14 protein-coding genes and 1 pseudogene are annotated in these 13,175 nt (G+C 52.3%); 3 read left to right on the forward strand and 12 right to left on the reverse strand.

Annotated features, from left to right (window positions below; all coding sequences use genetic code 11):
* Positions 1 to 8 precede the first annotated feature (8 nt).
* The 8 genes from BLR64_RS27430 to BLR64_RS27465 all read right to left on the reverse strand — a co-directional run bounded on the left by BLR64_RS27430 (position 9) and on the right by BLR64_RS27465 (position 8,400).
* A complete protein-coding gene (locus tag BLR64_RS27430; RefSeq protein WP_244157864.1) occupies positions 9 to 1,025 on the reverse strand; it encodes a TadE/TadG family type IV pilus assembly protein in 1,017 nt (338 codons plus the stop codon).
* 15 nt (positions 1,026 to 1,040) lie between these two features.
* Positions 1,041 to 3,305: a hypothetical protein gene (locus tag BLR64_RS27435; RefSeq protein ID WP_139172114.1), complete on the reverse strand. Its 2,265-nt coding sequence runs from the start codon at positions 3,303 to 3,305 to the stop codon at positions 1,041 to 1,043.
* 66 nt (positions 3,306 to 3,371) lie between these two features.
* Positions 3,372 to 4,037 (reverse strand): TadE/TadG family type IV pilus assembly protein, encoded by a 666-nt coding sequence (locus BLR64_RS27440; RefSeq protein WP_090719592.1) that lies wholly within the window; start codon positions 4,035 to 4,037, stop codon positions 3,372 to 3,374.
* Positions 4,037 to 4,225 (reverse strand): Flp1 family type IVb pilin, encoded by a 189-nt coding sequence (locus tag BLR64_RS27445; RefSeq protein WP_090719594.1) that lies wholly within the window; start codon positions 4,223 to 4,225, stop codon positions 4,037 to 4,039. Before BLR64_RS27445 ends, BLR64_RS27440 begins: the two co-directional genes overlap by 1 nt.
* Positions 4,226 to 4,238: 13 nt before the next feature.
* Positions 4,239 to 5,111 carry a type II secretion system F family protein gene (locus tag BLR64_RS27450; RefSeq protein WP_090719596.1) on the reverse strand — a complete coding sequence of 291 codons (873 nt, stop codon included), beginning with the start codon at positions 5,109 to 5,111 and terminating at the stop codon, positions 4,239 to 4,241.
* A gap of 28 nt (positions 5,112 to 5,139) precedes the next feature.
* Positions 5,140 to 5,976 (reverse strand): type II secretion system F family protein, encoded by an 837-nt coding sequence (locus BLR64_RS27455; RefSeq protein ID WP_090719598.1) that lies wholly within the window; start codon positions 5,974 to 5,976, stop codon positions 5,140 to 5,142.
* Positions 5,970 to 7,238 (reverse strand): TadA family conjugal transfer-associated ATPase, encoded by a 1,269-nt coding sequence (locus tag BLR64_RS27460; protein WP_090719599.1) that lies wholly within the window; start codon positions 7,236 to 7,238, stop codon positions 5,970 to 5,972. Before BLR64_RS27460 ends, BLR64_RS27455 begins: the two co-directional genes overlap by 7 nt.
* Positions 7,231 to 8,400 carry a P-loop NTPase family protein gene (locus tag BLR64_RS27465; RefSeq protein WP_090719602.1) on the reverse strand — a complete coding sequence of 390 codons (1,170 nt, stop codon included), beginning with the start codon at positions 8,398 to 8,400 and terminating at the stop codon, positions 7,231 to 7,233. The genes BLR64_RS27460 and BLR64_RS27465 overlap by 8 nt, the downstream gene beginning before the upstream one ends.
* 290 nt (positions 8,401 to 8,690) lie before the next feature.
* Here BLR64_RS27465 and BLR64_RS27470 point away from each other — a divergent pair, with 290 nt between their 5' ends.
* Positions 8,691 to 9,875 carry a copper amine oxidase N-terminal domain-containing protein gene (locus BLR64_RS27470; protein WP_090719604.1) on the forward strand — a complete coding sequence of 395 codons (1,185 nt, stop codon included), beginning with the start codon at positions 8,691 to 8,693 and terminating at the stop codon, positions 9,873 to 9,875.
* Between the two features lie 59 nt (positions 9,876 to 9,934).
* Here BLR64_RS27470 and BLR64_RS27475 read toward each other — a convergent pair whose 3' ends face one another.
* The 3 genes from BLR64_RS27475 to BLR64_RS27485 form a co-directional block, all read right to left on the reverse strand.
* Complete coding sequence (locus BLR64_RS27475; RefSeq protein ID WP_090719606.1) at positions 9,935 to 10,354, reverse strand: thiol-disulfide oxidoreductase DCC family protein; 420 nt, start codon at positions 10,352 to 10,354, stop codon at positions 9,935 to 9,937.
* Between the two features lie 86 nt (positions 10,355 to 10,440).
* Positions 10,441 to 10,719: a hypothetical protein gene (locus BLR64_RS27480; RefSeq protein ID WP_068722215.1), complete on the reverse strand. Its 279-nt coding sequence runs from the start codon at positions 10,717 to 10,719 to the stop codon at positions 10,441 to 10,443.
* Between the two features lie 188 nt (positions 10,720 to 10,907).
* Positions 10,908 to 11,336, reverse strand: coding sequence for an organic hydroperoxide resistance protein (locus BLR64_RS27485; RefSeq protein WP_068722216.1), 429 nt, complete (start codon positions 11,334 to 11,336; stop codon positions 10,908 to 10,910).
* Between the two features lie 173 nt (positions 11,337 to 11,509).
* Between BLR64_RS27485 and BLR64_RS27490 the strand changes: the two genes are divergently transcribed.
* Positions 11,510 to 11,989 carry a glutathione peroxidase gene (locus BLR64_RS27490; RefSeq protein WP_090719608.1) on the forward strand — a complete coding sequence of 160 codons (480 nt, stop codon included), beginning with the start codon at positions 11,510 to 11,512 and terminating at the stop codon, positions 11,987 to 11,989.
* Between the two features lie 80 nt (positions 11,990 to 12,069).
* Here BLR64_RS27490 and BLR64_RS27495 read toward each other — a convergent pair whose 3' ends face one another.
* A complete protein-coding gene (locus BLR64_RS27495) occupies positions 12,070 to 12,432 on the reverse strand; it encodes a DUF1304 domain-containing protein (protein ID WP_090719610.1) in 363 nt (120 codons plus the stop codon).
* 539 nt (positions 12,433 to 12,971) lie between these two features.
* On the opposite strand from BLR64_RS27495, the pseudogene BLR64_RS30625 reads away from it, so the two are divergent.
* Positions 12,972 to 13,175: pseudogene (locus tag BLR64_RS30625) on the forward strand (IS4 family transposase); the annotation flags it as partial.

The following is a 13,175-nucleotide window of genomic DNA, read 5'->3' on the forward strand; positions in this document are numbered from 1 at the left end:
CCTTCCATTTATAATCTTTTTACAACTCTAAAAACGGCCTCCAGGCTGGTACCATCCTCAAGCGTAACGATAAACGTCCAGGATCCGGGTGTCGTATTCACCCCGATCTTCCACTCCCATTCGATGAACCCGGACTCGTCAGCCTGCTTCCAGCCTAAATGTCTGGCTGTACTTTGGCCGCTTTTGTAGAATATCGAAAGATTTGCCGTTGCTCCCGGGGGAACCTGAACCCTGATTTTACCCTGCTTGTTGGCGACGCCAGGGTCAGGCTTCTCCAGTACGATGATATAGCCTTGCGGCTCTTCAGTTCCGCTCTCTCCGCCCTGTCCGGAAGCATCGGTGTTCCCTACCCATACCCGTTCTAAACTGCTGGCTTCCAGGACAATGGCCTTATTCAGAAAAGGCACCTTCATCGGAAGCTCGTAACTGACAACCAATCCAAAGTACGGGCGTGTTCCCTTCTTCAAATCGGGAATAGTGACATTGGAGACATGGATCTTTTCATAATCAAGCCAGTCTGTGGCCAAGTAAGGCTTCATTAATGGCTTAAGCACATGATCAAGCACAGCCTCCGAGGTCTCAGCCTGCAGCTCCTGCAGAGGGCCCTCTGCCCGCTGCACAGCCGCTCTGACCCAATCACTGACAGGTGCTGGCATCTCATCTGCGTAACTGCCGCTCCACTCCTCAAGGGACAGGCGGGGAATACTCCACTTCCCGGAGGCTGCGCCTGCGGCCGCTTCATCCGCTGTTCCCCCGGCATTTGCAGCAGGGTCTGCCGGATCCGGGCCGCCATTGTCTGCCTGACCCCATGTCTGTGCCGCCAGCGCCGCCGGATAGATATGTGTGGATATCACTTTGACTGTGTCAGATGCCGTACTTTGCAGTGCCGTTGAGTATAGGGTCATCTGTATGATAAAAATCAAAAACAGGACAAACAGCAGAAACAACGGGAGCACCATCGCCGCTTCAACAACCATACTGCCTTCATCCCGCTGCTTCTCAGGATTCTGATTCCGGCCCTTCATTCTTCCCTCCTTCTGCTAATAGGAAAAGTCAGCCTGCACGGTACGGTAGTATACCTTGCCTTCTACCCCTCCCGGCAGGCCGGAGGTATAATGCAGCAGCTTCACTGCCCCCGGCAGGAACCAAAGCCGCAAGCCCGTACGGATGTCAGCGGCGGCATACGTAAACCTTTCCTGCGGATTGATCCCTGTATTCAGCCTGATTAATGCAAGCATACGGGACAGCTCTGCTTCACCTGCCCCATGCAGCAGCATGAACAGCCGCAGATAACCGCGGTAGTCCAGCTTTACGGGCAGGTATTTGGACATAACCACCTCTCCCGTCCTGCACAGCATGAGCATGTCCTGAACCGCCTGCTCAACCCCGTACAGCAGCGCTGCGGCCAGGATAGCCAGCGGATTGCTGAGCCGGGCATTCTCGATAAAGCCTTCCATGGTCCGGATTGCCAGCCTCAGCGCAAAAATCTCGCCATATGCTGCTGCCACATTGCCCGCAGGGTTATGAAACCCGTACAGGATATACTCCAGCTCCTGGGAATGGGGATCAAGCTGGCCTGCCAGGGCAGAAACCACACTATCACCCGATTCTGCTGCTGAAGTCAGTGCTGAAAGATCAAAATGCGGAAAATAAAGGGCAGCATACTCCGTTTGGAACAGCCTGTCTCTTGCGCCAGTCATTATGCTGCCGATGGATGTGTATAGTCCGTCCACCTTCCCCATTGCGGAGCCGGCGGCCGAATAAATATCTGTGCTCCCGGAATCTGCAGCTGTAGCCGTCTCCTGAGCCTGATTAAACCGGACACTCTCCCCGTAGTATTTCCGGAGCGTGCTGTAGCGCTGTCCGGCTGCTGCAGCATTATCGCCAAAGCTGCGGAGCTGGTCCACCAGCTTCATGGCTTCCCCCAGCTTGACCTTAGCTTCTTTCTCCATCTGCTTGCGTTCACCGTCGGAGGTGCGGTGCGACTCGATCTTTGCCGCCTCTGCAGAGATTGCTGCACCTGAATTACCGTAATTCTGCAGATAACCGGCAACGGCCTGCGAAGCATCTAATACAACCCTGTTCATTCGGGAAAGGTCAGCGTACAGCCCGGAAGCTTCAGTGAGTACAGGAGGCAAGGCGGTTACGGCCGGTTCAAACGCCTGTGCAGCCTGCACCTGGACGCTTATATTCCTTTCCATCCCGCTGAGCTCATCCGGCGATAAGATCAGTGCATCCTCCTGTTCGCGCAGTTTAGCCAGCGCCTCTGTACCCAGTCCGGTGCTTTCACTGCCGGGGATGTCCCAGCTGCCAGCCGAGGCCTGGCCGGCCTCAGCTCCGCTGCTTCGGGACTGCTCAAGCACATTTTTCATTTGGGTATTAAGCTCCGCTGCCTGCTGCAGCGCCGCTCTGGCCTCAGCCAGAAGAGAATTTTGCTTAAGCCGGACAGCAGACAGAGCTTCCGGTATCCCGGAGATCAGGTTCTGTGACTGCTGCAGATAGCGGCCGATGTCATATTGATACCGTTCAGGCTCCTTCTCTCTATCACGGTACAGATCCGTATAGTATTTGCCCACATAATCGTTATACATGGCTGCAATATCTGCGGCTGAGGCAACATTGCTTAATGTACGGGTGCTGATATAATCCTGCGGAGGATTCATAATCGTCTGCTGGAGGTCCCTTGCGCTCTCTGCAGCCTGCCGCCGGCGTTCCAGCATCTGATCAAGTGCAGCTTCACGCGCATCGTAGAGGGGCTGAAGCCTGCCGAGCACCTTTGTGGAGCGTGAGGCTTCTCCCATTGCCGCCGACAGCGGCTTGAATTTGCCGGCCAGTTCAAGAGCAAAATCGACCGGGGCTTTATACTTCATCTCCTCGGCGATCTGCCGGCAGAAAATATCATAGCTCCCGACCGGCCTGCTCCAGTCCAGAGCAGAGCTGTCTAGCTTGACGGGCAGCAGATTAAAGGCGTCTCCCCGGCCGCTCTCAAACAAATTATCATTCAGTACTGCAGACAACAGCTGGCCGCCGTCATCGCCCCCGAAGGCAAACAAGCCGTAGCTCTGCTGCAGGCTGAGGTCATAAGAGGACATTACAGACCGGACCGCCGCCCTTGCCAGCCGTTCCTGCTGCACATTGGCAGCGGCAATCCTTGCATAGTCAATCAAAACAGCTGTGAACAGGAAGACAAAGGCGAGTGCCGCAATCAAAAAGATCGAGACGGATCCGCCGGTTTCCTTTATCCATAATAATTTTCGCCTTCTGTTTTGACGCGGAACCGGCAATACATTATGTACATGCCTCAATCTCCCCTGCTCCCTTCCTGTCTGTTATCCTGGCTTACACAGGATAAGCAATTGGCTTCAGCCGTTTCATTTCTTCAGTGCAGTCAGCATTTTGGCGGCATCCTGCTTATCCATGCCTCTATCGGAGCTGCCTTCCTGTCCGCCGCCGCTCTTAAACTTTGCACCATAATAGCGCATAAGCTCGACAGTACGGATGAACTCCACCGGTTCTGTGACCACAGACCGTGTCGTTACCACAGGAACTGCCCCATCCTCCAGCAGCCCGTCCAGTATGGGAAGCTGAAGCATCCGCCTCAATTGGGCGCTTATTGTACGGCTGGCCAGACTGTAGCTGTAGCTGAGCTCTCCGGTCATATTGGCCGGAATATTCTCTGCAGACTGCCCGAGCTTTACCTCAGGCAAAGCCTGCTGAACACCGGCAGCCGGCACAGCGAGCTTCACTCCCCCGTTTAGCGCCCCTGTACCGAAAAGGGAGGCAAGCAGACCATCTTCACCGATCCGCCAATATAAGGAATCATATTCTCCGGCAGCAAACTCTCCGCTGATCCCCTTATGGCTGTTGTCCCAGTTGTATACAGCCCTTTCAGCTGTCACAGAGGAAGCCTGCAGCAGCATCGTTCTCTGATAGGTATACAGGCTGAAGAATAGGAGCAGCATGATAATTCCCATAATGATGGGCAGCAGCAAAGAGGCCTCAATAGTGAAGCTGCCTTCCTCACTCCGCAGATTCATTACTCAAAAACTTCCTGGCTCTTGCTTCCCGCCGTACTGATCAGATCCTTGACTACCTTGACAATTTCCGTACGGAATACAAGAACCACCGCAATCAGTACCGCGATGATCATAATCATCTCCAGCGTGCCCAGCCCCTCTTCATCCTTCCACAAGCGTTTTGCTGCTTCTGCTATCGTTGTCATCATTGTCCTCATCCTCCTACATTTTGAGCATCATGATTGCAGGTGTTCCCACCAGCACAATTACAATCAAAAAGATAAGCACCATCGGGAATACCAGCTTCGAGGAAGCCTGTTCCCCGCGTGTGCGGCTTAGCGCCTTGCGTTTCTCCCATAACATCCGTGACAGATCACGCAGAGACAGTACAAAATCCGCACCTCCCCTGCGGTAGTTCAGCAGCACCGTAGTGGTAAATAGCGACACCTCCTGAACTGCGCAGCGCTTGCTGAAATTCTCAAAGGCCTGCTGGAATGAATAGCCACCCTCCCATTCGGTAATCATTGTGAACAGCTCTTTATAGAGCGGATGGCTGTAATCCCCTTTGCGGCTCTCTACACAGCGGACAATCGCCCGCTGCACAGTCTCGCCGGCACCAACCAGCAGTACAATGCTGTTCAGCAGCTCGGGCAGCTCCAGCATAATGAACTGCTCCCGCAGCTTTACTTTCTTGTGCAGGTCACTGACCAGGGCGGCCGGCAGAATCAGCGCCAGCAGCACGCCGAGAATGACCCCTGCCTCCACACCGCTAAGCAGGGTCAACAGACTGCCGCCAAGCATAAACAGCCAGCTGTAGCTGAGCATTTCGCCCGTGAAGAGCAGTGTGCGCTCCGGGCTGTAGCGCACACCGTAGCTGCGCTGCAGCGAGCGCTGGATTCTGAACATGACCGAGGGCAGATGGCTGCCGATCCGCCATTTCTCGATCAGCAGCAGAAATGGCTCCCCGGCCGCCCGCAGCCTCAGTCCCTCCATCGGCAGACTCCGCAGCCCGGCATAGCGCCGGCCGCATTTCATGCGCAGCAGAAGCCAGCCGAGAACCAGCACAATGGCTGCAGCACCGCTTACCCACCGCATGTCTTCACCTCCAAACGGCCTTACCGCTCTATAGCGGAATATCCATAATCTTTGTCGTCCACCGGTAGCACAGGAACAAGCCGGCTAATGAAAGTGTAGAGATAGCCATGCCTGCCCCGGTGTACATGGGCTCCATATAGTCACTAGCGGTCAGGCTCATAAACAGAACCATCAGCAGCGGTGCCGCCAGCAATGCCTTGGCTTCAAACTTCTTCTGTGCGATGCTTACCGCAATGTCCTGCTGGATATCCAGCTTCTCTCCAATTATGGTGGAGGTGCGGCGCACCACTTCAACCAGATCACCGCCAGTACGCTTACAGACGGTAAATACATCGGCAAACCGTCCAACATCCTCCATCCCGGCCCGGCGGCTGAAGTCATGCAGCGCCTCTTCAACGGGCTGGTTGTATTCCATCCGCGTGCAGATGATGGACAGCTCAGCCAGCATATCGCTGTTCCCCTCCGGATCAAGCAGCTGGAGATCGGCTACAGCTTCGCGGAAAGCATTCTCCACAGAGCGTCCGGCAGACAGCGACGAGGAAAGTGAAAACAGTGTCTGCTTAAACTGCAGGTTAAGTGCAGAGCGACGCCGGTCCTTCAGATATTCGCGCAGCATCCGCGGCGCATAAGCTCCGCCCGGAACCAGCAGCAAAGAGATCAGCAGCTGATGATAAAACAGGTAACCGATGCCGAACATCAGCAGCCCGCCTGCCAGCAGTGCCGCTATTTTCAAGCGGGGAGACAGCACGTAAACGGTATAATCCGGCAGCTGCTGCCTGCTCCCCGCCCCTTCAACACTCGGCAGAACGCGTTTTCTAACCTTACCCTGCCTGGAGGCAGGCTTCTTATCCGGCCGCTTCAGCATACCGCCTCCTTCATCCCGGGTCCGGCTGTAAAGCTCATCAGCGGGTATTGATAAATGCCGGCCAGCTTCAGCTTCCCGGCATGCAGCAGGGGATTGCCGCAGGCCGCAAGGCTGCCCTCAATCTTCCCTTCGCGCTCCCCGGTTTCCCGGAACTCGTACAGCGGGTTCAACACCACCTCCCCTTCCTGTAATCCGGCCACCTCGCAGATTTCCACCACCCGCCGCGATCGGTCCCGCAGCCTCGAGAGATGTACAAAAATATCAATGGCCGAGCTGATCTGCTGCCGGACTACGCCAACCGGAAGATCGGCTGCACTGAGCACCATTGTTTCCAGCCTGCTGACCATATCCCGGGCACTGTTAGAGTGGCCTGTTGACAAGCTTCCGGCGTGACCTGTGTTCATGGCCTGCAGCATATCAAGGCACTCTGCCCCCCGCACCTCCCCAACAACGATACGATTGGGTCTCATCCGCAGGGAAGAACGGATCAGGTCACGAATGGTTATCTCCCCCCGCCCCTCCGTGTTGGCATTCCGCGTCTCCAGAGATACCAGATTCGGCACGGTAACAATCTGCAGCTCTGCTGAATCCTCAATCGTGATGACCCGCTCCTGGGGCGGTATGAACTGGGACAAGGCGTTAAGGAAGGTGGTCTTCCCCGAGCCGGTTCCGCCGCTGATAAAAATGTTGTAGCCTGCTGCCACAAAAATCTGCAGCAGCTCCGCAGCCTCCCCGCTCAGCGCGCCCCGGCGCACCAGGTCATTCATCGTCATCGGTGTTTCAGGGAATTTGCGGATGGTCATGGCCGGCCCCTTCAGGGCAACCGGCGGCAGCACCACATTGACCCGTGAGCCATCCCGCAGCCGGGCGTCTACAATCGGCGAAGAGTCATTGACCACCCGGTCCACACCGGAAACCACAGTCTGAATGATGTCCTCCAGCCTGCTCCTGGACTCAAAGGCCAGCGGCAGCCGCCGGATCTGCCCCTCCTCCTCCACGAAGATCTCTTCATGGCTGTTGATCATAATCTCGGTAATCGCCGGATTATCAACCAGGGGCTGCAGAATATCGAGGCCGCGGAAGGAATCGAACAGCTTCTTTACCAGCTCATGCTTCTCCTGGGCGGTCAAATAACGCAGGTTCTGCATCCCAAGAATGGTCCGCTCAATATAGCTGCTGAGCTCTCGGTTCCCGACCGCTGCTGTGACATCAAGCCCGGCACGGATATCCCGTTTCAGCTTTCTGAACAATTCTTCATTCATGCAGACTACCTGTGAATACTTCAGGGAGCAACGGCTCGATGATGTCCTGACACAACTGCTGTACGCCTGCTATAAAGGGCGGTGATTCCAGACAGAGCTCTATATGATGCTGCAGCGCCCAGGCGGGAATTAAAGGAAGCACACCGGCCGGTTCAAGCTCTTCCAGAGCCGCACTGCTGTACCCGGAAGCTTCAGCAAAGTTCATAACGAACCGGCTTTTATCCCGTATATCCTGCGGCCAGCCGGAGTGGGCATAGCTGCCATGCTCCAGCCATTTGACCGTCTTATAAAGACTCGTCTCATCACTCCTGAGCATCCATAGCAGCACGCCGCAGCGTTTCAGCACTGCCTGCGTCCGTTCCTCCTCAATGCAACCTGTGTCAACAAGCACAACATCGTAATGACCTGCTGCAGCAAGCAGCTCCAGCAAATCCAGGGTATCGGGCCCTGTCATCTGCAGCATCTCCTTGAAATTCTCCACCGGCATAAACCGGTCACAGCGCAGAGCCTCATACCTGCATACATACCTGCCCAGCTCTATCTTCTCCGCCGCACCTTCTCCGCCGTCCGGATATCCAGCCTTCAGCTCATACAGCAGCTGTTCCAGTCCCTGTGCCTTAGGCGCAGGCATCCGAACAAGTACACCGCTGCTGTCCACGCTCTCCAGGTTCAGATAGAATACGGACAGGCCCGTTGCGGCAAGCTGTTTGGACATATTGAGCGCAAGGGTTGTTTTGCCGCTGCTGCCGCTGGCCGAGACTATACCGAGCAGCAGTGTCTTCTCTCTGCGGGAAGAAACAGCCCGTGGACGCCTGACCTCGCACAATTGGAGAACGGATTCCAGAAGCGACGGCAGCGACTGATATTTCTGAATGAACATACCGCCTGCCAAACTTTCCTTGTTACCCGCAGTTCTTCCATCCTCGCTGAGAACCGCCCACGGTATGGTACTCTTTCCCTCTACCAGCCAGGCTTCAATAAAGATGAGATCGCCCACTACCGCATCCACCGGCTCTCCGCTGCTCATAAATTCCATGAAGGTATCCGGCCTGCTGAAGGCGGAAATTCTCAGCAATTCTCCGTAGTCGCTGTGATGCAAATAATGCAGTAAGGGTTCAATATATTGGCTCTCGCGTACGGCCAGCACCACTCTTGCCGCCATAACCGCCACTCTCCTCTCTGAAAAAGCAAAAAAAGCACCGTCAATAACCGTAGATACGGTCATTGAACGGTGCTTCCGCTCGTAATCCTTTAATTTACAGCTATAGTAGCATATATGAAGTAGAGCGGCAATCTTTTTTTGAAAACAATATTCCTATAAGTACCCCCAAAGCTCCCTGGTACACCATGTCCATTATGGGATATATACCCAAAGTGCATTAAAGGTTATACTGGTAGTTGGTAAAGAATTGCCAGACAAAACCATTTATCTACAAAGGAGACCTGCCACAAATGAAATTACTACCCGGATTCATCGCTGTCCTTACTTTATCCAGTGCAATCAGCCTCTCCGCGTCCGCAGCCGAGAAACCGATTACAATCCAGATCGACCAGCAGCAGCTTAAGCTTACCACTGGCGCCCCTTTAAATGACGGCCATGCGATTCTCGTACCGATGCGGCCTATCTTCGAGAAGCTGGGCCTGAGCGTCGTTTTTGATGCCAAGACAAGCACCATTACAGCAACCAAGGAGGGGCTGGTCATCAAGCTGCAGCTCGGCAGCAAAAACGCCAGCATTAACGGTATCGTCAAGCCGCTCCAGACCGCTCCCAAAATGATCAAGAACGTCACCTATGTGCCGATCCGGTTTGTAAGTGAAGCCACTGGCAATCACGTAGTCTGGAATGCTGCTGCCAGAACCGTTGAGATCACAAGCCTGCAGGCCACTGACGAAACCGCCTCAGTTGCTGACTTTTTCAGCAAGTATGTGAAATATTCTAATGAAGAAAGCTATGACGGCTTTATGAGTCTTATTGATTCCAAATCCCCGCTGGCCCAGATTGGTCCGCAGCTCAAGCAGCAGTTCGAAACCTATAATCTGAAAGTTTCAGTAGACCAGCTGAACATCGTCGATGCCAAAACCAACGAGGTGACGGTACATACCATTGAGACTACTGAAAAGGTTAGCGGACCCTTTATGCCAAACAGCCAGATGGAATATATTTACTCCCTCACCCGCAGCTCCAAAGATGCCGATTGGAAGATCAGCAATCTTCAGCTTCAAGCCGTAAAGTACAGCCTGCCTGAGGGAGCCCTGACAGCTGCCGTAACCGTACCAAAAGCAGATGAGGATGCCATCAAGGCTGTATTTGCCGCCAATATGGACTACACCAACAAGGAAGATCTCGATGGACTGATGTCGACTATTGATGAGTCCTCCCCTGGTTATGAGCAGAACAAAATAGTGGCAGCCCAGCTTTTCCAGGCTTATGATCTTCAGGGTACAGTAGAATCTTCGAAGGTTATTGATTACACAGGCGACACAGCCGCCCTATATACAGTACAGTCCATCAAAAAGCTCAAGGGACCGCAGTTCCAGGACAACCGCAGCACAACAGTCACTACGCTGAAAAAAACGGCAGACGGCAAATGGAAGCTTGTGCAGAGCTACCCGCTTTCTTCCGAACCGCTTAAATAACATATTGAACCAGCACAAAAAAGCAGCGGGAACCCTCCCGTTGCTTTTTTATTTTAACTTTACAGAAATCTTCGCTTGATATCGGGTGTTGGGAGCAGACATGACTCATCCCGTCCGAACCAGCGGTAACGGTTCCGCGCAACCAGCCTGTACAGCGCATTGCGCAGCGGACGAGGCACGATAATAAACAGGTATGCCGCCGGCCACGGAAAACGTAATTTACCGGCAATGCGCAGCACAGCAGAAGATTCCGTATAGATCCTTCCATTCTCCAGCAGAACCACCGTATCCAGCCGGTCAGACTCAAGCCCTGCAGCCAGCAGCAGCTCACGCCCTTTGTCACTCTGCAGCGGAGCGAACTTTATCCGGCCTGTGGGATCACGCGGAATAATGAACCGGACCAGCCCCTGGCACAGATGACAGACACCATCAATCAATACAACTGCCTGCCCGGCTTCCAGGCTTATTTCCTTCCTCACACTCCGTCCCCCTTTGCATACCGCCTATCTTATATAAAACAAAAACGCGGGATAGCTCCCGCGCATTTATTGTCCGTCCGTTACAATTATTCGGCAATCGCCTTTTCAATCCACTGGTCACCGATCATCTGATCTTCGAAATCAGCGGTGTATGCTTCCATGCACTTGCAGATGAAGTCCTTGCGGCACACCGGGCATGGAGTTTTAAGCAGGCGGCTGATGTTCGTCATTTTCCATTCCGGATTCCGGCTGTAAAACGCGCGGCATTGTGTTCCGTCAGCAGTTTTAATAATAAATTCGTACAAGCCCACTTTATCATTGCTGCTGGCTTTGGTCACGCTCGTAATTTTCGGTCTGTAAGACATCTTCATCACCCATTATCTAAATTTTTGGTTCTGATAGCACACGTAGCTTTAACAAGTACTTAGACATAATAAAGATTTTTGGGGGTGATGTCAACCGAAGTACGCGCTGCCGCCCGCTATTTGTCCCGCCAACCAGACTTCCGTCTCTATTTAGCCATTTTTCCCTAAAATACATCTTTATAGTCAACCTAAACGATATTGAGCTCCACATCTATATTTCCGCGTGTGGCCTTGGAGTAGGGGCAGAATTCATGCGCCTTCTTGGCGAGGTCCTCAGCCTGGGAACGTTCAATGCCCGGCAGGCTGATGTCCAGTCTCACACCCAGCTTAAAGCCGCCGTCACTCTCATCCTTACCGATCAGCACATTGGAGGTAACCGTAACATCCTGAAGCTTCACGCCCTCTTTACGGGCAATATTGGCGAGTGCACTCTCATAGCATGCCCCGTATCCTGCTGCAAACAGCTGCTCAGGGTTGGTACCGTTACCTCCGGGTCCGCCAAGCTCTTTAGGCATCTTCAGATCATGCTTGAGAACGCCGTCTGAGGATTCAACCGAACCTTCGCGTCCGCCTTTAACTGTCGCTGTCGCAGTATACAAAGCTTTTAATGTGGTCATCGTTAATCTACTCCTTTTTGGGAATCCAATTTTGACTTACACACACTTAAAATTAAACTACAGGTATTTTTTGAAACGATGATACCGGTCTTGTCACAATCCGTACGCTTGCATCTTGAAATATATAGTGTAAAATTAAATTGTGGTAAATTTATGTTCGGGAGGCCTGATTCATGAGCATTTATGATTATGAAGCTAACACCCTGCGCGGCCAGGAAGAGTCGCTCTCCAAGTACAAAGGCAAAGTGCTGCTCGTCGTGAACACAGCCAGTAAGTGCGGATTCACCCCCCAATATAAGGGTCTCCAGGAGGTCTATGATAAATTCAAGGACCGCGGCTTTGAGGTGCTCGGCTTTCCGAGCAATCAATTTGCCAGCCAGGAGCCCGGTGAGAGCGAGGATATCGCCGAGTTCTGCGAGATTAATTACGGGGTAACCTTCCCGATGTACGAAAAGGTCGATGTCAAAGGCGATAATGCCCATCCACTATTCAAGTATTTATCAAAAGAAGCCCCCGGCGTACTGGGATCTAAAAGCGTCAAATGGAACTTCACCAAATTTCTGGTGGATCAGGAGGGCCGGGTGCTGAAGCGGTTCGCCCCTTCGACCACTCCTGACCAGATCGAAGCCGATATCGCCAAGCTGCTGGACTAGTTCATTATTATTTCTGGCCACACCAAAAAACTCCCTTACCAGGCAATGGCCGGATACAGGGAGTTTTTTTCATGATATAGTTACCACTTCATAAGGACAGCAACGATAGCCACCAGGGCAGGTACAGCTTGAATATACAAAATGGATCTTTTGGCAGTCAGACTGCCGACAATCCCCGCAATCAGCACGCAGCTGAGAAAAAATAGCTGGATATGCTGGCCTACATCGGCATCCGGATAGAAAATCCCCCAGATCAGCCCCGCTGCCAGAAATCCGTTATACAGTCCCTGGTTAAAAGCAAGCCCCTTCGAATCCTGTGCCACCTGAGCGGTAGTGCCAAATGCCTTCTGCCCCTTCGGTGTCGCCCATAGGAACATTTCCAGATAGAGTATGTAGATATGCAGCAAGGCAATAATCGCAACCAGCACTACACTTATTGTCATGTGATTCCCCTCCGCAGTTAAATGTAAGGATATTATATCACTAACAATAATATTTCACACAATTAATTTACATCATTCTCTATCTCTACGTTTCAAGTCTCTTAGATTCTTCATAGTAACCCTAACCGATTCAGAAACAATCAACAAAATCATGTCAGTGTTTTCTGAATTGCAGCTGAAAAAGGATTCTTTTTCAGCTATTGAGTTTGACCATTCTTATTGGATTACAGTAAAGGGAGAGAACAAACAAAACACAATTGGAATCACTCTATATGACAATCATTATTTAAATTTATTTTTGTATAACTTAGATACTTCAAGAAATCAGTCTTTATCTTATAAAATAACAAGTGATTTTAATCTTCAATTAATATCAGAATTACTTAATTACTCAACTTTCGCAGCTAGAAAATCGGCTTAAACCCTTGAGGCTGTAAGAAGAATTCGCTATATTTAGCCAAGTTGACAAAAAACACCTCGCTTGTTTGGTATCATGGAAGTGTCGAGCTCACATGCCAACAAGAAAGGTGCGCAACCCTATGTTACAACAACATTCCCTGTCTGAACAGTCTCGCTTTTCCAAACTTTTTGCCAATCTTCAAATCGGGAAAACCTTACGACAAGCAGGTATTTCCAAATCGTTCGGTCTTTCGAGCCTAGCAATTTTTCAAATCGTGTTCTCCCTGGCCTTCGAAGGGAAGAATTGGTTTCGCCTTCTGGAAAGTGACCGTGCTGCAGATCTT

Source organism: Paenibacillus typhae (genome assembly GCF_900099765.1).
GTDB classification, from domain to species: Bacteria; Bacillota; Bacilli; order Paenibacillales; family Paenibacillaceae; genus Paenibacillus_AQ; species Paenibacillus_AQ typhae.

Bases quoted from the DNA above. Each gene is read 5' to 3' on its own strand.
- BLR64_RS27430 (WP_244157864.1), bottom strand. From the start codon at position 1,025: ATGAAGGGCCGGAATCAGAATCCTGAGAAGCAGCGGGATGAAGGCAGT.
- BLR64_RS27440 (WP_090719592.1), bottom strand. From the start codon at position 4,037: ATGAATCTGCGGAGTGAGGAAGGCAGCTTCACTATTGAGGCCTCTTTG.
- BLR64_RS27445 (WP_090719594.1), bottom strand. From the start codon at position 4,225: ATGATGACAACGATAGCAGAAGCAGCAAAACGCTTGTGGAAGGATGAA.
- BLR64_RS27450 (WP_090719596.1), bottom strand. From the start codon at position 5,111: ATGCGGTGGGTAAGCGGTGCTGCAGCCATTGTGCTGGTTCTCGGCTGG.
- BLR64_RS27455 (WP_090719598.1), bottom strand. From the start codon at position 5,976: ATGCTGAAGCGGCCGGATAAGAAGCCTGCCTCCAGGCAGGGTAAGGTT.
- BLR64_RS27460 (WP_090719599.1), bottom strand. From the start codon at position 7,238: ATGAATGAAGAATTGTTCAGAAAGCTGAAACGGGATATCCGTGCCGGG.
- BLR64_RS27465 (WP_090719602.1), bottom strand. From the start codon at position 8,400: ATGGCGGCAAGAGTGGTGCTGGCCGTACGCGAGAGCCAATATATTGAA.
- BLR64_RS27470 (WP_090719604.1), top strand. From the start codon at position 8,691: ATGAAATTACTACCCGGATTCATCGCTGTCCTTACTTTATCCAGTGCA.
- BLR64_RS27480 (WP_068722215.1), bottom strand. From the start codon at position 10,719: ATGTCTTACAGACCGAAAATTACGAGCGTGACCAAAGCCAGCAGCAAT.
- BLR64_RS27485 (WP_068722216.1), bottom strand. From the start codon at position 11,336: ATGACCACATTAAAAGCTTTGTATACTGCGACAGCGACAGTTAAAGGC.
- BLR64_RS27490 (WP_090719608.1), top strand. From the start codon at position 11,510: ATGAGCATTTATGATTATGAAGCTAACACCCTGCGCGGCCAGGAAGAG.
- BLR64_RS27495 (WP_090719610.1), bottom strand. From the start codon at position 12,432: ATGACAATAAGTGTAGTGCTGGTTGCGATTATTGCCTTGCTGCATATC.